Below are 19,635 nucleotides of genomic sequence, written 5' to 3' on the forward strand. Positions count from 1 at the left end.
CCCGGCGTGCAGCGGACCGGATGCGGTTATTCCTGAAGGCCTGCGCTCAGGCTGAGTGGCGGCTGTTCTCCCAGCAGGCGCCGTACCTTCGGGTCAATGCGGGTGCTGGCCTCGGGGTAAGCACCGGTTGCGGCCAGCGCTTCGCGGGCCGAGGTCCTTTCGCCGATCCGTACCCAGACGGTGCTGGTGGCGAACGGTGCCTGGCCGGGGCCAGCGGAGATCCCCAAAGTCAGCCCCTGCAAGAAGGAGACCTGCTGCGGATGGGCGGGCATTAGAACCGTTTCTGACAGGTAGCCGCCGCCGCGGCGGGGCGTTTCATACATGCAGATGCGGTTGTTGCGGAGGGTGGCCATGCCGGCATAGCGGCTGCGCTGGCGAATGCTGCCGTCGCGGGCAATGGCACGCTCAAACGTGTGGGTAACGGCGCAACCGTCCTGCGGGCGCAGCCAGATCAGCGTGCGCACGATCTGGCCGGGCCAGGTTGGGGTGCGGAAGTAACCGTGGTAGACCCCCATGAAACGGCGCAGGCGCCGGGCCTGGTCGCGGAACAGGCTGCCGAATTGCAAAGCCGGGGCCGACACTGCGGTGGCTGCGCCCCTTTGCTGGCGAAAGTCCTGATGCGGGACAAACAGCGCCTCCTCCTCCAGGCCGAAGTAACGCGCGATGCGGTGCAGATTGTGAGCCGAAGGCAGGCCGTGCCCGTTGAGATACCGGTTAAACTGCTGCCGGTTCATACCGATCTCGCGGCAGACCTGGGCGATGCTGCCGGTATCGGCGCACAACCTTCGCAAATTGCGGGAAAAATCGTTTGGCATCGGTGCGGGCTTTCACGGAGTGACTGATTGAGTGCGTACCTTCGCTTACATTTGCATACAAGTGCTCGCTTTTCATACGGTGCCAGTTTGGCAAGAGTGCCGCCAAAGGGCACCGCCCGGAACTGAGACAAGGAAGACTAAATGGCCGGCGCATTCAGCATCATTGAAAACACTTGGATCACCCTGCCGGACGGGCGCAAGCTGTCGGCGCGGATGTGGATGCCGGAGGGCGAGGGGCCGTTTCCGGCAATTTTGGAGTATTTGCCCTACCGCAAGCGCGACGGCACCGCGCCCCGCGATGAGACCACACATCCGGTTTTCGCCGCCGAAGGCTATGCCTGCATCCGGGTGGATATTGCCGGCACCGGCGACAGCGAGGGGGTGTTTGACGACGAATACTCCGAGCAGGAGCTGAGCGACGGCGAGGCGGTGCTGGCTTGGATTGCTGCGCAGTCCTGGTGCACCGGCAGTATCGGTATGATCGGCATCTCTTGGGGCGGTTTCAACGGGCTGCAGCTGGCGTTTCGCCGCCCGGCGGCTTTGAAGGCGGTGGTGTCGGTGGCCTCGACCGTGGACCGTTATGCCGATGATATCCACTACATGGGCGGCTGCCTCTTGAGCGACAATGCCAACTGGGGCAGCCAGATGTTTGCCTACCAGTCGCGCCCCGCGGATCCGGAGCTGCGCCCGGACTGGCGCGCGGACTGGATCAAGCGGATCGAAGAGATGCCTTTTATGCCCGCTGAATGGCTGCGGCATCAGGAGCGGGACGGGCAGTGGAAGCATGGCTCGGTCTGCGAGGATTGGTCCGCAATCCAAGCGCCGGTGCTGGCGATCACCGGCTGGGCGGATGCCTATGTGAACGCGCCGCCCGCGCTGGCAGCGAACTTGCAGGTGCCCGCCAAGGCGATGATCGGCCCGTGGGAGCACCGCTATGCCCATATTGCCAAGCTGGACCCGGTGGATTTCCATGGCGAGGTGCTGGCCTGGTTCGGCAAATGGCTGAAGGGAGAAGAGACCGGGGCCGAGGATCTGCCCGGCTACCGCGTCTACATGCAAGAGCATTTCAACCCCGCGATGCAGAACAAGCCGCGCCAGGGGCGCTGGGTGGCAGAGGCGCAGTGGCCCTCGCCCAATGTGCAGGAGCGGGTGATGCATCTGGGTGCGGGCGTGCTGGCAGGGGAGGCTGCAAGCGGCACGCAGGCGGTCAGCAGCCCCGCGACGGTGGGGCAGGCGTCGGGCTACTTCTGTCCAGGGATGAGGTTCGACAATGAGCTGGCGGGCGATCAGGCTGGCGACGATGCGCTTTCAGCCTGTTTTGACAGCGCACCGCTGGAAAGCCCGCTGGAGCTGCTGGGCCGGCCGCGGGTCAAGGTGGCGTTCAGCGTCGACAGGCCGGTGGCGCAGCTGGTGGCGCGGCTGTGTGATGTCTCGCCTGAGGGCGTGTCGCAACGGATCACTTTCCGTCCTTTGAATCTGACCTGCCGTAACGGGTTTGAGGCGCCCCGGAAGCTGGTGCCGGGTGAGCGGTACGAGGCGGAGATCGAGCTGAATGAATGCGCGCACCGTCTGAAGGCGGGGCACATGCTGCGGCTGGCGCTATCGACGTCCTACTGGCCGATTGTCTGGCCCGCGCCGGAAGCGGCGGAAGTCACGCTGCATCTGGAAAGTTGTACGCTGGCGCTGCCGGAGCGGCGGGTTTCGCAAGAGATCGCGCCGCAGAACCCCGGCGCACCGCGCGCCTACCCGCTGCTGCAGGCGGAGCAGCTGCGCGATGCGGGCGGCACCTCCAAGACCTGGACCCGGGAGGACGGCGCGCTGGTGCTGGATACCTTTGACGATTACGGCAAGGCGGTGGATCCCTACCACAGCATGTGCGTAGGCAGCCATGTCTCCATGCACTACGAGGTGCATCCGGATGATCCGGCCACGGCTGCCTTTGCAAGCGACTGGAATTTCGAATTCGAGCGTGGCGGCTGGCAGGTGTCGATTGATACTGAAAACAAGGTGACCTGCGACCGGGATAATTTCTATCTCTGGCGCCGGGTGACCGCCCTTGAAGGCGTGAATAAGGAAGTTGTCCTGGTCAAGGAGTGGAAAGAGACGATTCCCCGAGGGGTGCTGTAAACCCGGGCGGGATACGGGCGGATTTTTGGCAATTCGTCCGCATTTGCCTTGGTTTTGACATAGTGCGTTACCAAAAGCACACAGGGCCTTAACCATTTGATTGCAATTTAAACCCTCAGCGGGCTGCCGTTGCCTTGGCTGTGCCGGATCGGTCAGTATCTTGGTTAACGAGCGGTTAACAAACAGTATTGGGGGCGAGAAAGTGCAGCTTTCCGTTGTTGTGCCCTGCTACAATGAAGAAGAGTCGGTCCCCATGCTGGTGGAGCGGCTAGTGCAGGCCATTGAACCATGGGCGCAGGACGCCGAAATCATCCTGGCGGATGACGGATCCAGCGACGAAACCTGGGCGGCGATCGAGGCGGCTCACGCCAGGTACCCTGTGGTGCGCGGCATCCGCCTGTCGGCGAACCGCGGCCACCAGGTGGCATTGACGGCCGGGCTGGAGGCTGCGCGTGGCGCGCGTATCTTCATGCTGGATGCCGACCTTCAGGACCCGCCGGAAATCCTGCCCGACATGATGATGATGATGGACCGCGGCTATGACGTGGTATACGGGCGCCGGGCCGAACGGCAGGGGGAAACCCTGTTCAAGAAGGCCACCGCCTATCTGTTCTACCGTTTCCTGAACACGCTGTCGGATGTTGATATCCCCAAGGACACCGGCGATTTCCGCCTGGTCAGCCGCCGTGCGCTGGCGGCGGTGCTGGCGATGCCTGAGCGCGCGCGGTTCATCCGCGGCATGTTTGCTTGGGCAGGGTACAAACAGATCGGTCTGGAATACGTGCGCGATGCACGGGTTGCAGGTGTCACCAAATACCCGTTCCGCGCCATGCTGCGCTTTGCCACTGACGCGCTGACCGGGTTTTCCACCAAGCCGCTGAAAATGGCGACACGGCTGGCGTTCCTGAGCCTCTATGTGACCTTCCTGATGGCGGTCTATGTGTTCCTGTCGCTGATCCTTCACAGCACCGCGCCCGGCTGGGCGTCGATGCTGCTGGCGATTTCCTTTTTCTCGGGCATCCAGCTGCTAACGCTGGGGATCATGGGGGAATACATCGGCAGGCTCTATATGGAGAGCAAGCAACGGCCGATGTATTTCCTGTCGGAGGAAACCAGCGGTGCGACGGCTGATCCGGTGAACATTGAAACTGCCCCTCGTCATAAGGAAGCGTCGTGACAATGCGCGATTGGGGGCAAATTCTGCGTTTCTCTGCTGTGGGCGCAGTGGTCGCTGGGCTGTATGTGCTAGGCTTTACCGCGCTGTTGACGGCAGGCCTAGCGCAAGCGGCGGCTAATGCCTTGGCCTTTGCAGCCGCGGTTGCCGTGCAATATGTTCTGCAATCCTGGTGGACCTTCCGCCGCCCATTGGGGTTGCCGGACCAGATGGCGCGCTTCGCCTGCGCCATTGCCGCGGGTTTTGCCGTCTCGGCGTTGATCACCGGCGCCATCGGTCCGGCGGCTGGCTGGGCAGATTGGATGTCTGCCACCGCTGTCACAGTGATCCTGCCGGTTCAGAACTTCATCATCTTTCGCCTCTGGGTTTATGCCGCGGCTGGCTGATTATCGGACGGAGCAAAAATGTCTCATATCTATTCCAACGAGTTTTACGATTACATCGACCAAGGCGCGCGAACTTCGGCGCAGGCGGTGATTTCGGCGGTGCAGCCGCATCTGAAAGCAGGTAGTGTGCTGGATCTGGGCAGCGGCCGCGGTGTTTGGCTGAGCGAATGGATCAAGGCTGGTGTGATGGATGTGGCCGGCGTCGATGGCGATTATGTAGATCGCGACCGGCTGGCAATCCCGCGTGAGCAGTTCCACGCTGCTGACCTGACCAAACCTTTTGACCTGAAACGCAAGTTCGATCTGGCCCAAAGTCTGGAAGTGGGTGAACATCTGCCCGAGGCAGCTTCGGAGCGGCTGGTGGATAGCTTGACCTGCCACGCAGACCGGGTGCTTTTCTCAGCCGCGGTGCCGGGGCAGGGGGGCGAGTTCCACATCAACGAGAAGCCGCTGTCCTTCTGGCAAGAGATGTTTGCGGCGCGCGGCTTTACCGCCTTTGACTTTGCCCGGCCTCACCTGAAGGAGATGGAGGGCGTCGAGCCCTGGTACCGCTACAACACCGTGCTTTACGCCAACGAAGCCGGTCGCGAAGGCTTGCCGCAGGCGGTGCTGGCAGCGGAAATCCCGGCTGGCCAGAAAGTTCCGCTGGCCGGCAGCCTGGGCTGGCGGATGCGGCGCGGGGTTGTCTCGCTGATGCCGCAGCCGATGGTGACCAAGATTGCCCAGGGCCGCGCCGCCGTGCTGGCCCGCCGTGCCCGACGCCTCCAGGAGGCTGCTGGATGACACTGGTCTCCGCCGGCAGCTCCGCTCCGCAGCGGTCTGCAGTGCCGCAGTTGCTGGTAACAGTTGCTGCGGTTTTTGCCCTGATGCTGTTGGCCGCGCTGTCCCAACTGCATGATCCGATGATCCGGCATGACGACTATCCGGCGCTGCTGGCGGATCCTGAGCTGTTCTACTCTAAATCCCTGACCGAAGGGCGCTGGGTCAATTATCTGTGGCATTTGCGCGGCGTGGTGACGCCGGCCTGGGCTAATTTCCTGACCTACCAGCTGCTGTGGGCGATCTATCTGGGCTGTCTGGTTCACAACGCTCTTGGCCGCGAAGCTGAGATCTGGCAGCGGGTGATGGTAGCGTTGATTGCCGGGCTGTGTCTGCCATCGGTGCTGATCTCGCTGTGGTTCAACACACTGATCCCTGGGCTAGCCATTTTGGCGCTGTATGGCTGGCTTGCCACCCGGCTGAGCGAGCGGATGTGCCGCTGGCTGATGCTGGTCTTTGTTCCGGCGGCGCTGATGTCATATACGACCTATCCGTTTCTGGTCCTCGCGATGAGCCTGACCCGCGCAGATGCCGCACGTTCTGCAAAGGATCTGGCGGGCTTGCTGGTGCTGTTCATTGCCAGCTTTGCTTTGGGAATGCTGGCAATCTATTCGCTGAACTATGCCGAACACGGGGTGTTCGGCGTGCCGATGGCAGATTGGCGCAATCCCAGCCCTGCAACGGATCTGGCCTCGGCATTGAAAAATTCCAAGCTGGCAGGGGATTTCCTGGTGAACCTGGTGCTGAAGGGCGGTTACAGCATCACTGGGCTGGCGCTGCTGCAGACTGCGCTGCTTGGCTGCGCCGTGTGGGCCGTGTGGAGCCGGGACAAATGGCGGGCGCTGTACATGCTGTCCGGGGCCGGGCTGGGGCTGGCGCTGATCTGCCTGCAGGTCATTCGCAGCGGCATCGACATGCCGGTGCGGTCCGGCGGCTTCCTGTGGGCATTTGGTGCAATCTTTGTCGGATTGTTCGCCCTTCAGCTGCGTGACGGCGGGCGGGCCCGGCTGAGCCGCAACCTGCTGTTTGGCATCACGGCCCTGTATGTGATCTTTGCCGGGATGACCCACTTCTTCTCTACGGAATGGAACCGCCTGAGCCAGGACATGGCGGCAGAGCTGACTGGCGGGGAAGGAACGGTTTATGTCACCGGCACCTATCTGTCCCTGGAAGCGGCCAACACATCAGACCTGCAAAAGGATCAGTCGGTCGAGTTCCGGCTGAATTACCTGACGGGGCGGGACGTCGTGATGTGCGAAAGCCGTCCTGAAGCCTGTGCCGGTCTGCCGGAGGAGCTGCGTGGCGGCTTGCTGGAGGGCCGGGGCTTTGAAGTGCGCCACATACCCGGCGGGTCGGTGCTGATGCTGTCGCCCAAGGCACTTAGGGAAGGCAAGCTGGAAGCCGCCCGGAAAAAACGCCAGTCTGACGAATAACGCCGGGCAGCAGCCCGGAAATACGCAGCTGACTTAGAAATCGAGGCCCAGATCCAGGGTGCGCGCCGAATGGGTGAGCGCGCCGGAAGAGATGTAATCCACGCCGGTTGCGGCCACCTCGGCAATGCGGTCCAGACGCATGTTGCCGGAGGCTTCGGTCACCACATTGCTCTTGGCCATCTCCACGGCCTTGACCAGAGTGGGGGTGTCCATGTTGTCCAAAAGCACAACATCGGCACCGCCGGTGGCGATCACCTCGTTCAGCTGGTCCAGGGTGTCGACCTCGATTTCCACTTTCATCATGTGGCTGACACTGGATTTGGCGGCCTCCAGAACTGCGCGAACCCCGCCAGCGGCGGCGATGTGGTTGTCTTTGATCAGGATGGCGTCCGACAGGCCAAACCGGTGGTTGTAGCCGCCGCCATGCAGCACCGCCTGTTTTTCGGCAATGCGCAGGCCCGGTGTGGTCTTGCGGGTGCAGGTGATGCGGGTGGCGGTGTCCTTGGTCTCCGCTGCAAAGGCGGCGGTGAGGGTGGCAATGCCGGTCAGGCGGCCGGCAAAGTTCAGCGCCACGCGCTCACCCGACAGGATCGAGGCGGCGGAGCCTTCGATGGTCATCAGGGTGTCACCCTTTTTGCAATCCGAGCCATCGGACAGGAGGGTTTCGACCTTCAGCCCGGCATCCACCAGGTGAAAGGCAATGCGGGCGATCTGCATGCCGGAGACCACGCCGTCCTCCCGCGCGTTCAGCCGGGCGGAGTAGGTTGCGGAGGCCGGGATCACCGCGCGGGTAGTGATGTCGCCGTTCTGGCCGAGATCCTCCATTAGGGCGGCACGCACCATCGGTTCCAGGATCAGGTCGGGCAGGGTGGCGAATTGGGTGCTCATGTCAGTTCCTTTTGAACCTTGGCGCGGATGGCCAGGGCCTCGTTCAGGGAGATGCGCGTGCGATGCGCCTGGGCAGGGTCGGTCTCGGGGAAGTCGTCACGGAGATGGCCGCCGCGGCTTTCCTCGCGCTGCAGAGCGGCGGCGGCAATCAGGGTGGCGGTGGCGCACATGTTGACAAAGTTTTCGTCCGCCGCTTGTTCAGCTTCCAGCTGGGCAATGGCGGTGAGCGCCTGTTTCAGGCCGGCGGCAGTGCGGCGGACGCCGGCGTAAGCGGTCATTGTCTCCCGCAGGTTTTTGACAGCGGCCGCATCCAGGTTCTGCCCGCCTGCGGGGAAGCTGGGGTGGATTGCCCTTGCGTCTGCAAGAGCATCCAGAGACGCAATGTCCTGGGCGGCGTTGCGGGCGTAGACCAACGCTTCCAAGAGGCCGTTTGAGGCGAGGCGGTTGGCGCCGTGCAACCCGGTGGAGGAGGCTTCTCCACAGACCCAGAGGTTTTTCAGGCTGGTGCGGCCCTGCATGTCGGCCTCGACCCCGCCCATGTGGTAATGGGCGGCGACGGCAACCGGGATGGGGTCCTGCACCGGGTCGATGCCGGCACGGGCGCAGGTTTCGGCAACGGTGGGGTAGCGGGTCAGTACCTCGGAGCCCAGTGCTTCACGTGTGTCGAGCATTGGACGGCGGTCGCCTTGTGTTTCGGCAAAGATTGCACGGGCGACAATGTCGCGGGGGGCCAGTTCGGCGTCCGGGTGTTCCTCCACCATGAAGCGGTCGCCAGCGGCGTTGATCAGCACCGCGCCCTCGCCACGGAGGGCCTCGGTGGCCAGTGGCGCCGGATCTTCGCCGATGTCGAATGCGGTGGGGTGGAATTGCACGAACTCGGGGTCGGCAATGCGGGCACCGGCGCGGGCAGCAAAGCCGATCACCTGGCCGCGGATGCGCGGCGGGTTGGTGGTATGGGCATAAAGCCCGCCAGAGCCGCCGCCGGCCAGCAGCACACCCGGCGCCTTGATCAACACCGGTGCTGAGGGGACATCGGCGCGGGTGATCCAGATGCCGGTGACGGTGCAGCCTTCGGTTTCCAACCGCACCGCTTGAGTGTTTTCCAAGACCTGCACCGAAGGTGCTGCGCGCACGGCGGCGATCAGGGTCTGCATGATCTGACCGCCGGCCTGATCGCCCTTCACCCGCACCACGCGGGCAGCGGAATGTGCGGCCTCGCGGCTCATCACATAGTTGCCGTCGGCGTCGCGGTCGAAAGGCGCGCCAAGCTCGGTAAGGTCGATGATATGCGCGCGGGCCACCTGTGTGACCATCGCAGCGACATCAGGGTCGACCGTGCCGGCACCCGCCTGCACGGTGTCAACAGCGTGGGCCTCCGGCGTGTCGTGGGTTGCCATGGCGGCAGCAACACCGCCCTGCGCCCAAGCCGAGCTTGCGCCCTCGCCCAGAGGCTCGGGTGAGATCACCAGAACCGGCCGCGGTGCCAGCTCAAGCGCAGCGTAGAGCGCGCCGAGTCCTGCGCCGGCAATAACAATGCGGCCGGTTTCGATCACAGATCAGACGCCAAGTTTCTGGCTGAGGTCAATCATCCGCTGCACCGCGACACGGGCCTTTTCGGCCACAGCTTCATCGACCACGACCGGCTCGGACATGGTGTGCAGAGACCACAGGATCTTCTCCAGGGTGATCTTCTTCATGTAAGGGCACATGTTGCAGGGACCGACAAAATCGACCTCGGGCAGCTGGTCGGCGATGTTCGAGGCCATCGAACATTCGGTGATCAGCATCGCCTTTTCCGGCTTCTCGTCGGTCACGTACTTCAGAATGCCGCTGGTGGAGCCGGAAAAATCGGCCTCGGCGACCACATCGGGCGGGCATTCCGGATGGGCGATCAGCCGCGTGCCGGGGTTCCATTCGCGGAAATCGCGAAGATCCTGGGCGGTGTATTGCTCGTGCACGATACAGGAGCCTTCCCACCAGACCACGTTTTTCTGCGGCACCTGTTTGGCGACATTCTGCGCCAGGTACTGGTCCGGTGTCATGATGACTGTGTGGCTGTCTTGCGCGGCGACGATCTGTGCCGCGTTCGACGAGGTGCAGCAGATGTCCGATGCGGCTTTTACCTCAGCCGTGGTGTTCACGTAGGAGACCACCGGCGCGCCGGGATATTTGGCGCGCATCTGTTCGATGCCCTCGGCGGTGATCGATTCCGCCAGCGAGCAACCGGCCTCCATATCGGGAATCAGCACCGTCTTGTCCGGGCTGAGAATCTTGGAGGTTTCGGCCATGAAATGCACGCCGCACTGGACGATCACGTCAGCCTCGACATTCGCCGCTTCGATCGCCAGCTGCAGACTGTCGCCAACCACATCCGACACGCCGTGATAGATCTCGGGCGTCATGTAGTTATGCGCCAGGATCACGGCATTGCGCTGCTTTTTCAGCTCCAGAATGGCCGCAACATACGGCGCATGGGCGACCCATTCGATGGGATTCACAACGCGGTTCATCCGCGCGTAAACATCCGTCATCTTTTCGGCAAGGGCAGGATTGGGCGCCAGATCATACTGGCTGGCGAGTTGATCCCGCATGGATTGCAGGTCGAACATGGCAAGTCCTCAAAGTTGCGTCCAAGGGGACACTTTGGACGGGGGTTGTTTCATGTTCATTTGGCGCACGCAAGCGCGCGAGAGGGGTTTTGCAGCCAAAAGCGGTGATTTGGCGCTAACAGGCGGCATCTTCGGGAAGCCGTTACTTCTCAGATGGGTATCGGGGGCAGAATTTTCCAGCCGGATTGCCGTTTTTGGCTGTCCCAGCGTCTGCTCCTGTGATTTGGAGCCGCGCAAAGCCATGTTAGACCGGGTCGGCAGTTGGCCTTTGGGAGAGTGACTGGACGCAATGAATGATCTGTGGGCAGGACTGAGCCAGGCCTTTTGGCTGCTGGCGACGCTGGACGCGGATCTGGTCGAAATCACCCTGCGCTCATTGCGGGTGACGCTGACCGCGCTGGCGATTGCCTGTGCTATTGCACTGCCGCTGGCGGCGTTTCTGGCGGTGCGCAGGTTCCGGCTGCGCCGGGCCACGATAGCGGTGCTGAATGCGCTGATGGGGCTGCCGCCGGTGGTGGTGGGGCTTGTGGTTTATGTGTTCCTGTCGCGGGCCGGGCCGTTTGGCGTGTTTGGCCTGCTGTTCACGCCCACGGCGATGATCATCGCGCAGGTGATTATTGTTGTTCCCTTGGTGGCTTCGGTTGCGCATCAGTCGCTGCGCGAGCTGTGGAGCGATTACCACGATCTCTTGATCTCGATGAACGCGACCCAGCTGCAGCGCATCAAGGCGCTGCTATGGGACGGTCGCCGGGCGCTGCTGACAGCGGCACTGGCGGGGTTTGGCCGGGCGATTGGCGAGGTCGGTGCGATCATGGTGGTGGGCGGCAATATCGACCACGCAACACGGGTGCTGACCACGGCGATTGCACTGGAAACCGGCAAAGGCGAGTTCGCTATGGCGCTGGGGCTGGGGTTTGTCCTGATCGCGCTGGCAATTGCGGTGAATCTGGCGATTCACTGGCTGGGCCGGACTGAGAGCGAGGGGCGCTGGTGATGCAGATGTTCCCGCTGGTGGCCAAGGGCGCTGTGGTGCGCCGTCGCAGCAAGGTTTTGGTCGGGCCGGTGGATCTGACACTGGGCGGGCAGGGCACCTCGATTGTGATTGGTCCCAACGGGGCGGGCAAGACGACACTGTTGAAGATGCTGCATGGCATTGTGCGGATGAACGGCGGCAGCCTGGACTGGGCCTGTCCGCTGGACGAAGCGCAGAAACATCAGGCCTTTGTGTTCCAGACCCCGGTGATGATGCGGCGCTCGGTGATTGACAACATCGCCTATCCGCTGCGGTTGACCGGCATTGCTCGCAAGGAGGCGCGCGCGCGGGCGGCCGATTGGGCAAAACGTGTGGGGCTGGGGGGAATTTTGGAACGCCAGGCGACCATGCTGTCCGGTGGCGAACGGCAAAAACTGGCTCTTGCGCGCGCCCTGGTGCGTGAGCCGCAAGTCTTGTTTCTGGATGAACCCTGTGCGGCGCTGGATGGCCGTGCCACCCGCGAAATCGAGGAAATCCTGGCCCATGCATCCGAGAGCGGCACACGGCTGGTTATGTCCACCCACAACATGGGACAGGCGCGGCGGCTGGCGGATGAGGTGATCTTTGTCCTGCAGGGCCGCATTCATGAATTCAGCCCGGCGGCGGATTTTTTTGCCGGGCCGCAGACGCCGCAAGGGCGTGCCTTTTTGAACGGAGATATAGTCGAATGAAACGTCTGATTATTGGTGCAATTGCTTATTTGACCTTGGCCGCTGCCGGGTTGGCGTCAGAGATGAAGATGGCGGTCACAACCTCTTTCCACAATTCCGGGCTGGCGGAAATCCTGCTGCCGGAAATCAAGAAAGATCTGGGGCTTGATCTGCAGCTGCTGGTCGTCGGCACCGGCCAGGCGATCCGGCTGGGCGAGGCGGGTGATGTGGATGCCATCCTGGTGCATTCCCGTAAGGCCGAGGAAAAGTTTCTGGCGGGCGGCAATGGCACTCACCGCCGCGAGATCATGTACAATGATTTTGTCTTCGTCGGCCCCAAGGCGGATAAGGCGGATATCTCTGCTGCGTCAGATGCCGTCGGCGCGCTGCAGAAAATTGCTGCAGCCGCGGCCCCATTTGTCAGCCGCGGCGATGACAGCGGCACCCACAAAAAGGAACTGAGCCTGTGGGCTTCGGCAGGTCTTGACCCAGAGGATTTCGGCGATTGGCACCGCGCGGTCGGCGCCGGAATGGGGGCGGCCCTGAACACTGCGTCGGGCATGGATGGCTACATCATGTCGGACCGCGCCAGCTGGCTGAACTTTGGCAATAAGGGCGGGCTGGCACTGCTGTTTGAGGGCGACCCGGTGCTGTTCAACCAATACGCTTACATCCCGGTGAACCCTGAAAAACATGGTCACGCTAAGAACGGCCTGGCGATGCAGCTGGAGGCGTGGCTGGTGTCTGACAAGGCTAAGAGCTTGATCAATGGCTATCGGATTAATGGCGAGACACTGTTTGTGTTCAACGCCAAACAGTAAGGCTTTTTTGACTTGCGCACTGGGCTCCTGCTGTCTGCGGGGGCTTTTGCTTCAAGTCCCGCCGTCAACATTCAAAGTGACACGATCGCCGGCGAACCATGTGCGGCCAAACTCCACCGGGCGGCCTTTTGGGTCCGTATTGATGCCCGTGGTGCGCAGAATCGGACTGCCTTCGGCGATCTTGAGGTGCAGCGCCTGAGTGGCAGTGGCAAGTTTGGCAGTGATCCGGGTCTCGGACCGGGTGTAATCTTCGACGCCAAACCGCAGTAGCGCCGCAGTGACGGAGCGCAGGTCTTCCAGCGCGTCCAGAATTCCGGGAAACCGGTCCGCGGGAAAAATGCTTTGAAACAGGGCGATGGGCTGGCCGTCAGCCAAGGAGAGCCCGTCATAGACATGCACCTGGGCGCCTGGAATCAGCTGGAGCGCTTTGGCTTCACGGGGGGCCGCGGCGCGGGTTTCCAGGGAGAGGATCTGTTTGGCAGGACTGCGCCCCTCGCGCGTCAGGTTCTGGTGAAAGCGCACCCGCTTGCCGATTGGATAATCCGTGGGTTTGGCCGCCACGAACACCCCGGCGCCGCGGCGCGGGTGCACCAGGCCCTGTTCCGCCATATCGGCCAACGCCCGGCGCACAGTGTGGCGGTTCACCCCGAAACGTGCCGACAGCTGCGCTTCGGCGGGCAGCTTGCCTCCGGTCTCGTAGCGGCCCTGCGCAATGTCGTCTGTCAGTGCAATGGCGATGGACTTCCAAACGGGGGTGCGGGCCATGTCATGGAACTTTCACAAGTCTTGGATTGCGCCGGTGGAGGCGACTCAAGTATCATTTGTCTAGTTATATAGAATATGTAGACAACCTGGCCAAGAGGCTTAGACAAATGAACACGAAATTTTCCGCAGAGGAGCGCAAGGGCTGGATGAGCTTGCTGGCCTCTGCTGACGAGGTCCGGCTTGCTGAGCTGTGGCAAGAATACGGGGCCGATCCCGCCTGTGAATGGCTGCGCGCGCCGGAAGCAGGTGGCGTTATGGTCCGGGGGCGCATGGGCGGGTCCGGTGCCTCATTCAATCTGGGTGAGATGACCGTCACCCGTTGTGCGCTATCGCTGGAGGACGGAACGGTTGGCCACGGCTATGTGCAGGGCCGCAGCAAAGCAAAGGCCGGAATGGCCGCCAAGATTGATGCGCTGATGCAGACTGGTGCGGCGGCCGGCCTGTCTACCGCAGTGCTGGAACCGCTGGCCGCCGAACGCAAGGCCCGCAAGACGGCCCGGGCCGCCAAGGCGGCGGCAACCAAGGTTGAGTTTTTCACAATGGTGCGGGGAGAGGACTGATGCCGCAGCAGCTTCAGAACACGGCCTATGTCGGCGGGCTCAGCAATCCGCCGGTGGTCTCGGCCCAAGCGTTTCGTGCAGCGATGAATGCGATGGCACGGCCCGGCCGGACCGAAGAGATCAACGGCGCCATCCCGCCCGACGGGATCTCGGTTGCCGCTGGCAGCCTGCTTCTGACCCTGTGCGATCCGGAAACCGGTGTCTATCTGGCCCCGGATGTGGACAGCGAAGTCTTGCGTGGCTGGCTGGCATTTCACACCGGCGCACCTATTGTGGCGGCGGAGCAGGCGGATTTCGCCCTCGGCAGCTGGGCAGCGCTGACGCCGCTTGACCGCTTCCGGATTGGGACGCCGGAGTATCCGGATCGCTCCGCCACCCTGATTGTGGAAGTGCCGGGCTTCGGCGCCCCCAATGCCGTCCTGTCGGGGCCCGGCATCAAGGACGCTGCAAAGATGGCGCTGCCCGATTTGGCGGCCTTTCAGAATAACACGCTGCTTTACCCGCTGGGGGTGGATTTTTTCTTTACCTGCGGGACACAGGTGGCTGCGCTGCCCCGGTCCACCCAAATCAGCGCGGAGGCCTGAACGATGTATGTGGCAGTAAAAGGCGGTGAGCGGGCGATTGACAACGCCCATGCTTGGCTGGCGGAAGAGCGCCGCGGCGACACAGATGTTGCTGAACTTTCCTACGCCCAGATCCGCGAACAGCTCAGCCTGGCGGTGAACCGGGTGATGGCGGAAGGATCGCTGTACGATCCGGATCTGGCGGCGCTGGCGATCAAGCAATCACGCGGCGATCTGATCGAGGCCATTTTCCTGATCCGCGCCTACCGCACCACCTTGCCGCGGTTTGGCTATACGCTGCCGGTGGAAACCGGTGAAATGGCCTGCGACCGCCGGATTTCCGCGACCTTCAAGGATGCGCCGGGCGGTCAGGTGCTGGGGCCGACCTTCGACTACACCCACCGGCTGCTGGACTTCAAACTGGCCGCGGACGGCGAAGTGCCCGAGGCTCCGGTTGCGGATCCGCGCATGGAAGCAACGCCGCATATCGCAGAGTTCCTGCAAGGCGAGGACATTATCGAGCGCGAGCCGTCCTCGGACGCAGTGCCGGGGGATCTGACCCGCGAGCCGATGTCTTTCCCTGCTGGGCGTGCGGTACGCCTGCAATCGCTGGCCCGCGGGGATGAGGGCTTCATCCTTGGCATGGCTTACTCCACCCAGCGCGGCTATGCCCGCAATCACGCTTTTGTCGGCGAGTTGCGGATCGGCACCGTGCCGGTGGAGATAGAGATTCCTGAGCTGGGATTTGCCGTCGAGATCGGTGAGGTGGAGCTGACCGAATGCGAGACAGTGAACCAGTTCAAAGGTTCGAAAACGGTGCCGCCGCAGTTCACCCGCGGCTATGGGCTGGTCTTCGGCCAGTCAGAGCGTAAGTCCATCGCCATGGCGCTGGTCGACCGGGCGCTGCGCTGGGAAGAACTGGGCGAGGACAATCTGGGCGCACCTGCGCAGGACGAGGAATTTGTCCTGAGCCACGCCGACAACATCCAGGCCACCGGCTTTCTGGAGCATATCAAACTGCCGCATTACGTGGATTTTCAGTCCGAGCTGGAGCTGGTTCGCAAACTGCGCCACGAGGCAGCAGAGCTGGCGGAAACTCTTGCGGCACGGGAGGCTGCGGAATGAGTTCAGCCGCCGCCTCCGCCAGCGTCTCCTCCGTCGAAGCCTCCACTGTCCTGGTTCTGTCCCCAAGGTCGTCCAGAGCCGGGGCCACGAGACGCAAGGCTGGCATCAACCGGGTCTATACTTGTGTGACTGTTTTCAGATTGGCGACGGGATGTCTGATCGTACCCGCCAGCGCGCAGTGTGCGAAAAACTCGGACTATTGCCCAAATCAAGGCACCAAGGCCAATCACCAAGACAAAACCGATAATGTCTTCCATCGAAAATCCGCGCTCCAAACCGGTTTCGGCCAAAAAACTTTAATGCGAGGTCAGGATGTCTGACTACAACTTTGCATATCTCGACGAACAGACCAAGCGGATGATCCGCCGGGCGATCCTCAAAGGTCTGGCGGTGCCGGGCTATCAGGTGCCATTTGCCAGCCGCGAAATGCCGATGCCTTATGGCTGGGGCACCGGCGGGGTGCAGGTCTCAGCCGCGTCTCTGACGCCGGACGATACGCTGAAAGTGATCGACCAGGGGGCTGACGACACTACAAATGCTGTGTCGATCCGCAAGTTCTTTGAAAAGACTGCGGGTGTTGAAACCACCGAGGAAACCGAAAAGGCCAGCATCATCCAGACCCGCCATCGGATCCCCGAAGCGGAGCTGACCGAAGATCAAATCTTGGTCTACCAGGTGCCGATCCCCGAACCGCTGCGGTTTCTGGAGCCGAGGGAAACCGAGACCCGCAAGATGCATGCCTTGCAGGAATACGGGCTGATGCACGTGAAACTTTATGAGGACATCAGCCAGCACGGTGCGATTGCCACCGCCTATGCCTATCCGGTGAAGGTGGAAGGGCGTTATGTGATGGATCCTTCGCCGATCCCGAAGTTTGACAACCCCAAGATGGAAATGGCGGCGATCCAGCTGTTCGGCGCAGGGCGGGAACAGCGCATCTACGCGGTACCGCCGTACACCAAGGTCGTCTCGCTGGATTTTGAGGACTATCCGTTTGAAGCAAGCAAGGCCGATCATGCTTGCGATCTATGTGCGGCGAAAGACAGCTATCTGGACGAGGTGATCCTGGATGATGCGGGCAACCGGATGTTTGTCTGCTCGGACACCGATTACTGCCGCTCGCGGCGCGACGCAGGCCATACCGGCCGCCTGGGCGAGGAGGCAGCGTGATGACACCTTTGCTGCAAGTGCAAAACGTCGCCAAATTCTATGGCGCGCGGATCGGCTGCACGGATGTGAGCTTTGATCTCTATCCTGGCGAGGTGATGGGGATCGTGGGCGAGAGCGGTTCGGGTAAGTCGACGCTGCTGAACAGCCTGGCGGGCCATCTGCCCCCTGACCAGGGGGAGGTGATCTTTGACACCCGTGCCAATGGTCCGGTGGATACCGTCACCATGTCCGAGCCGGAACGCCGGATGCTAAGCCGCACCGACTGGGCGTTTGTCCACCAGCACGCCCGCGATGGACTGCGGATGTCCGTGAGCGCTGGCGGCAACATTGGTGAACGGCTGATGGCGGTGGGAGACCGCCATTATGGCGGGATCCGAGCCCAGGCTGCGGATTGGCTGGGCCGGGTGGAGATTTCCGAAAGCCGCATTGATGACCGTCCGTCGGCTTTTTCCGGCGGCATGCAGCAGCGGCTGCAGATCGCCCGCAATCTGGTGACCGGCCCGCGCCTGGTGTTCATGGATGAGCCGACCGGCGGCCTTGATGTCTCGGTACAGGCACGGCTGCTGGATCTGTTGCGGGGGCTGGTGCGCGAGATGGGGCTGAGCGCCATCATCGTCACCCACGACCTGGCGGTGGTGCGTCTCTTGGCGGACCGGCTGATGGTGATGAAGGATGGCCGTGTGGTTGAAACCGGGCTGACCGATCAGGTGCTGGATGATCCCCAGCATGGCTATACCCAGCTGCTGGTCTCCAGCGTGCTGCAAGTGTGAGGGCAGGATGATGATTGAACTGAACAATGTAAGCAAGAGCTTCACCCTCCACAATCAGGGCAGCGCGGTGATCCCGGTGATGGAAAACGCCACGCTGAGTGTGAAGCCCGGTGAATGCGTTGGCCTGACCGGGGCCTCGGGGGCCGGTAAGTCCACCTTGATGCGGGTGATCTATGGCAACTATCTGGCAGCGTCCGGCAGTGTGATGGTGGACGGGGTGGATGTCGCCAAAGCCGAGCCGCGTGAGATCCTGACGCTGCGCGGCGAGACACTGGGGTATGTCAGCCAGTTCCTGCGGGTGGTGCCGCGGGTGCCGGCGCTGGATGTGGTGGCCGAGCCGCTGCTGGCAGTGGGAACGCCGCTGGAACAGGCGCGCGATACGGCGGCCTCGCTGCTGGCGCAGCTGAACATTCCGGAACGCTTGTGGAATCTCAGCCCGACCACATTTTCGGGCGGGGAGCAGCAGCGGGTGAATATCGCCCGCGGCTTTGCCTATGGCTATCCGGCGCTGCTGCTGGATGAGCCCACGGCCAGCCTGGATGCGCAGAACCGCGCTACAGTGCTGGGCTTGATAGAAGGTGCCAAGGCGCGCGGGGCGGCGATCATCGGCATTTTTCATGATGAGACGGCGCGCCAGCAGGTTTGCGACCGGTTCGTGGATGTGTCGGGCTTTGCGCCCCAGGCCGCGGCATGAGTGCGCCTGCTGAAAAGGGGCCCGTCATCGCGGTGGTCGGGCCATCGGGGGTGGGCAAGGACAGTTTGATGTCTGCCCTGGCGGTCTCCGGCCCCCAGTTGCGGCTGATGCGGCGGGTGATCACCCGCGCGCCCGAGGCCGGCGGGGAGGACTACCAGGCCGTCACTGAGGCCGAATTTTCCGCCCTCGCGGAGAATGCTGTCTTTGCTTTGCACTGGCAGGCGCATGGGCTGCATTACGGCATCCCGCGCGACATAGAAACGGTGCGGGAGGGTGCGGGCGGGGTGCTGGTCAATCTGTCCCGTGCTGTGCTGCTGGAAGCGCAGGAGGTGTTCGGGGATTTCATCGTGCTGTCGGTGACAGCCGCGCCGGAGGTTCTGGCAGGCCGTCTGCTGGCGCGCGGGCGGGAAGATGCGCAAGAGGTACGGCGCCGTCTGACGCGCGCCGCCAACCCGCTTCCCAACGGGCTGTCCCGTGTTCATGAGATTGACAACAGCGGCGCGCTCAGCGCGGCGGTGCAGGCCGCGCTGGCGGCCATTCAGCCGGAAAGGGCGTAGCGATGGATCAGGTGGAACCGGCCGTCCGGCGCCTCTCCCATCAGCGCCAGATCCCGGATTGCAAAAGGGGCAGGCAGCAGCGGGAGGAGATGCGTGTTGAGCGCGTCTTGCACTGCAGGCAGCTGCAGCTTGGGCAGTTTGCCGGTCAATGTGATGTGAAAGCGGAACTGGCCCAGGACATAGGGGTAGCCCCAGCGGCTGAGGTTTGCTTCCTGCTCCGGGTTCAGTCCTGCGCCGCGGCGGCGTTCCAGCGCAGCCTCAGACGCGGGCGCGCGAAACGGGTCAAGCTCTGTCACGCAGGCGGCGGCCAGCGCCATCAGCGCGGTCTCGTCCCCGGCAGGGCGCAGGGCCAGGAAACGGCCCAGCCGCGCCAGCTGCAGACCGTCCAGCGTGACCGGTTTTTGCGTGGCGGCCAGCGCTGCGCAGGCGTCTTCAAGCGCCGATCGGGTCTGCCCCTCGGCGAGGCGCATTGGCGGCTTCAGGGTGGCGTGCAGCCCGTATTTGCGCGGCACATCGGTGATTGCCGCCACATCCAGCCCGTGAACTTGCGGGTGGGACAGGTCCAGACCCGCTTCCATGTCCCAGCCCAGCCAGCTGGCAGCAAACCGGCTCCACGCTGCCTCGGCAGGCGGGGCGTAATAGATCGCATATCGCGTGAATGTCACATTGGCCTCCT

21 protein-coding genes are annotated in these 19,635 nt (G+C 62.9%); 15 read left to right on the forward strand and 6 right to left on the reverse strand.

The annotated features are described in order from the left end of the window. Nucleotides 1–26 precede the first annotated feature (26 nt). A complete protein-coding gene (locus AQUI_RS0110660; RefSeq protein ID WP_027257509.1) occupies nucleotides 27–815 on the reverse strand; it encodes a helix-turn-helix transcriptional regulator in 789 nt (262 codons plus the stop codon). A 141-nt stretch (nucleotides 816–956) separates the two neighbouring features. Between AQUI_RS0110660 and AQUI_RS0110665 the strand changes: the two genes are divergently transcribed. The 5 genes from AQUI_RS0110665 to AQUI_RS0110685 all read left to right on the forward strand — a co-directional run bounded on the left by AQUI_RS0110665 (nucleotide 957) and on the right by AQUI_RS0110685 (nucleotide 6,754). Then, complete coding sequence (locus AQUI_RS0110665) at nucleotides 957–2,942, forward strand: CocE/NonD family hydrolase (RefSeq protein ID WP_027257510.1); 1,986 nt, start codon at nucleotides 957–959, stop codon at nucleotides 2,940–2,942. Between the two features lie 202 nt (nucleotides 2,943–3,144). Next, the gene (locus AQUI_RS27605) at nucleotides 3,145–4,119 is read left to right on the forward strand and encodes a glycosyltransferase family 2 protein (protein ID WP_035919915.1); all 975 of its coding nucleotides are present in this window, start codon (nucleotides 3,145–3,147) and stop codon (nucleotides 4,117–4,119) included. A 2-nt stretch (nucleotides 4,120–4,121) separates the two neighbouring features. Then, nucleotides 4,122–4,502 (forward strand): GtrA family protein, encoded by a 381-nt coding sequence (locus AQUI_RS0110675; protein WP_027257511.1) that lies wholly within the window; start codon nucleotides 4,122–4,124, stop codon nucleotides 4,500–4,502. Between the two features lie 18 nt (nucleotides 4,503–4,520). After that, nucleotides 4,521–5,285 carry a methyltransferase domain-containing protein gene (locus AQUI_RS0110680; protein ID WP_027257512.1) on the forward strand — a complete coding sequence of 255 codons (765 nt, stop codon included), beginning with the start codon at nucleotides 4,521–4,523 and terminating at the stop codon, nucleotides 5,283–5,285. Beyond that, nucleotides 5,282–6,754 carry a hypothetical protein gene (locus AQUI_RS0110685; protein WP_027257513.1) on the forward strand — a complete coding sequence of 491 codons (1,473 nt, stop codon included), beginning with the start codon at nucleotides 5,282–5,284 and terminating at the stop codon, nucleotides 6,752–6,754. The genes AQUI_RS0110680 and AQUI_RS0110685 overlap by 4 nt, the downstream gene beginning before the upstream one ends. A gap of 33 nt (nucleotides 6,755–6,787) precedes the next feature. Here AQUI_RS0110685 and nadC read toward each other — a convergent pair whose 3' ends face one another. From nadC to nadA, 3 genes are read right to left on the reverse strand one after another with little or no spacing between them, the layout of a single operon-like run. Further along, a complete protein-coding gene (nadC, locus tag AQUI_RS0110690; protein ID WP_027257514.1) occupies nucleotides 6,788–7,642 on the reverse strand; it encodes a carboxylating nicotinate-nucleotide diphosphorylase in 855 nt (284 codons plus the stop codon). Continuing rightward, nucleotides 7,639–9,195, reverse strand: a complete 1,557-nt coding sequence (locus AQUI_RS0110695; protein WP_027257515.1) for an L-aspartate oxidase — start codon at nucleotides 9,193–9,195, stop codon at nucleotides 7,639–7,641. Before AQUI_RS0110695 ends, nadC begins: the two co-directional genes overlap by 4 nt. Before the next feature lie 3 nt (nucleotides 9,196–9,198). Beyond that, nucleotides 9,199–10,251, reverse strand: a complete 1,053-nt coding sequence (nadA, locus tag AQUI_RS0110700) for a quinolinate synthase NadA (RefSeq protein WP_027257516.1) — start codon at nucleotides 10,249–10,251, stop codon at nucleotides 9,199–9,201. A 289-nt stretch (nucleotides 10,252–10,540) separates the two neighbouring features. Between nadA and AQUI_RS0110705 the strand changes: the two genes are divergently transcribed. The 3 genes from AQUI_RS0110705 to AQUI_RS0110715 are packed head-to-tail and all read left to right on the forward strand — an operon-like array spanning nucleotide 10,541 to nucleotide 12,755. Further along, nucleotides 10,541–11,245, forward strand: coding sequence for an ABC transporter permease (locus AQUI_RS0110705; RefSeq protein WP_027257517.1), 705 nt, complete (start codon nucleotides 10,541–10,543; stop codon nucleotides 11,243–11,245). Beyond that, nucleotides 11,245–11,955: an ATP-binding cassette domain-containing protein gene (locus AQUI_RS0110710; protein ID WP_035919916.1), complete on the forward strand. Its 711-nt coding sequence runs from the start codon at nucleotides 11,245–11,247 to the stop codon at nucleotides 11,953–11,955. The genes AQUI_RS0110705 and AQUI_RS0110710 overlap by 1 nt, the downstream gene beginning before the upstream one ends. Beyond that, nucleotides 11,952–12,755 carry an ABC transporter substrate-binding protein gene (locus tag AQUI_RS0110715; RefSeq protein WP_027257519.1) on the forward strand — a complete coding sequence of 268 codons (804 nt, stop codon included), beginning with the start codon at nucleotides 11,952–11,954 and terminating at the stop codon, nucleotides 12,753–12,755. Before AQUI_RS0110710 ends, AQUI_RS0110715 begins: the two co-directional genes overlap by 4 nt. 51 nt (nucleotides 12,756–12,806) lie before the next feature. On the opposite strand, the gene phnF is transcribed toward AQUI_RS0110715, so the two are convergent. Further along, a complete protein-coding gene (phnF, locus tag AQUI_RS0110720; protein WP_027257520.1) occupies nucleotides 12,807–13,520 on the reverse strand; it encodes a phosphonate metabolism transcriptional regulator PhnF in 714 nt (237 codons plus the stop codon). Nucleotides 13,521–13,627: 107 nt separating this feature from the next. On the opposite strand from phnF, the gene phnG reads away from it, so the two are divergent. The 7 genes from phnG to phnN all read left to right on the forward strand — a co-directional run bounded on the left by phnG (nucleotide 13,628) and on the right by phnN (nucleotide 18,959). After that, nucleotides 13,628–14,080: a phosphonate C-P lyase system protein PhnG gene (gene phnG, locus AQUI_RS0110725; RefSeq protein ID WP_027257521.1), complete on the forward strand. Its 453-nt coding sequence runs from the start codon at nucleotides 13,628–13,630 to the stop codon at nucleotides 14,078–14,080. Further along, entirely contained in the window at nucleotides 14,080–14,664 is a 585-nt protein-coding gene (gene phnH, locus AQUI_RS0110730) for a phosphonate C-P lyase system protein PhnH (protein ID WP_027257522.1), read from the forward strand. The genes phnG and phnH overlap by 1 nt, the downstream gene beginning before the upstream one ends. Before the next feature lie 3 nt (nucleotides 14,665–14,667). Continuing rightward, complete coding sequence (locus AQUI_RS0110735) at nucleotides 14,668–15,768, forward strand: carbon-phosphorus lyase complex subunit (protein WP_027257523.1); 1,101 nt, start codon at nucleotides 14,668–14,670, stop codon at nucleotides 15,766–15,768. A 312-nt stretch (nucleotides 15,769–16,080) separates the two neighbouring features. Then, nucleotides 16,081–16,938, forward strand: a complete 858-nt coding sequence (locus tag AQUI_RS0110740; protein WP_027257524.1) for an alpha-D-ribose 1-methylphosphonate 5-phosphate C-P-lyase PhnJ — start codon at nucleotides 16,081–16,083, stop codon at nucleotides 16,936–16,938. Next, nucleotides 16,938–17,708, forward strand: a complete 771-nt coding sequence (phnK, locus tag AQUI_RS0110745) for a phosphonate C-P lyase system protein PhnK (RefSeq protein ID WP_027257525.1) — start codon at nucleotides 16,938–16,940, stop codon at nucleotides 17,706–17,708. The genes AQUI_RS0110740 and phnK overlap by 1 nt, the downstream gene beginning before the upstream one ends. A gap of 10 nt (nucleotides 17,709–17,718) precedes the next feature. Then, nucleotides 17,719–18,402, forward strand: coding sequence for a phosphonate C-P lyase system protein PhnL (phnL, locus tag AQUI_RS0110750; RefSeq protein ID WP_027257526.1), 684 nt, complete (start codon nucleotides 17,719–17,721; stop codon nucleotides 18,400–18,402). Beyond that, a complete protein-coding gene (gene phnN, locus AQUI_RS0110755; protein ID WP_027257527.1) occupies nucleotides 18,399–18,959 on the forward strand; it encodes a phosphonate metabolism protein/1,5-bisphosphokinase (PRPP-forming) PhnN in 561 nt (186 codons plus the stop codon). Before phnL ends, phnN begins: the two co-directional genes overlap by 4 nt. Here phnN and AQUI_RS0110760 read toward each other — a convergent pair. Further along, nucleotides 18,941–19,624 (reverse strand): DUF1045 domain-containing protein, encoded by a 684-nt coding sequence (locus AQUI_RS0110760; RefSeq protein ID WP_027257528.1) that lies wholly within the window; start codon nucleotides 19,622–19,624, stop codon nucleotides 18,941–18,943. The two genes, phnN and AQUI_RS0110760, sit on opposite strands and share 19 nt — an antisense overlap. Between the last annotated feature and the right edge of the window lie 11 nt (nucleotides 19,625–19,635).

Origin of the sequence: Leisingera aquimarina DSM 24565 (assembly GCF_000473165.1) — a bacterium.
Taxonomy (GTDB): domain Bacteria; phylum Pseudomonadota; class Alphaproteobacteria; order Rhodobacterales; family Rhodobacteraceae; genus Leisingera; species Leisingera aquimarina.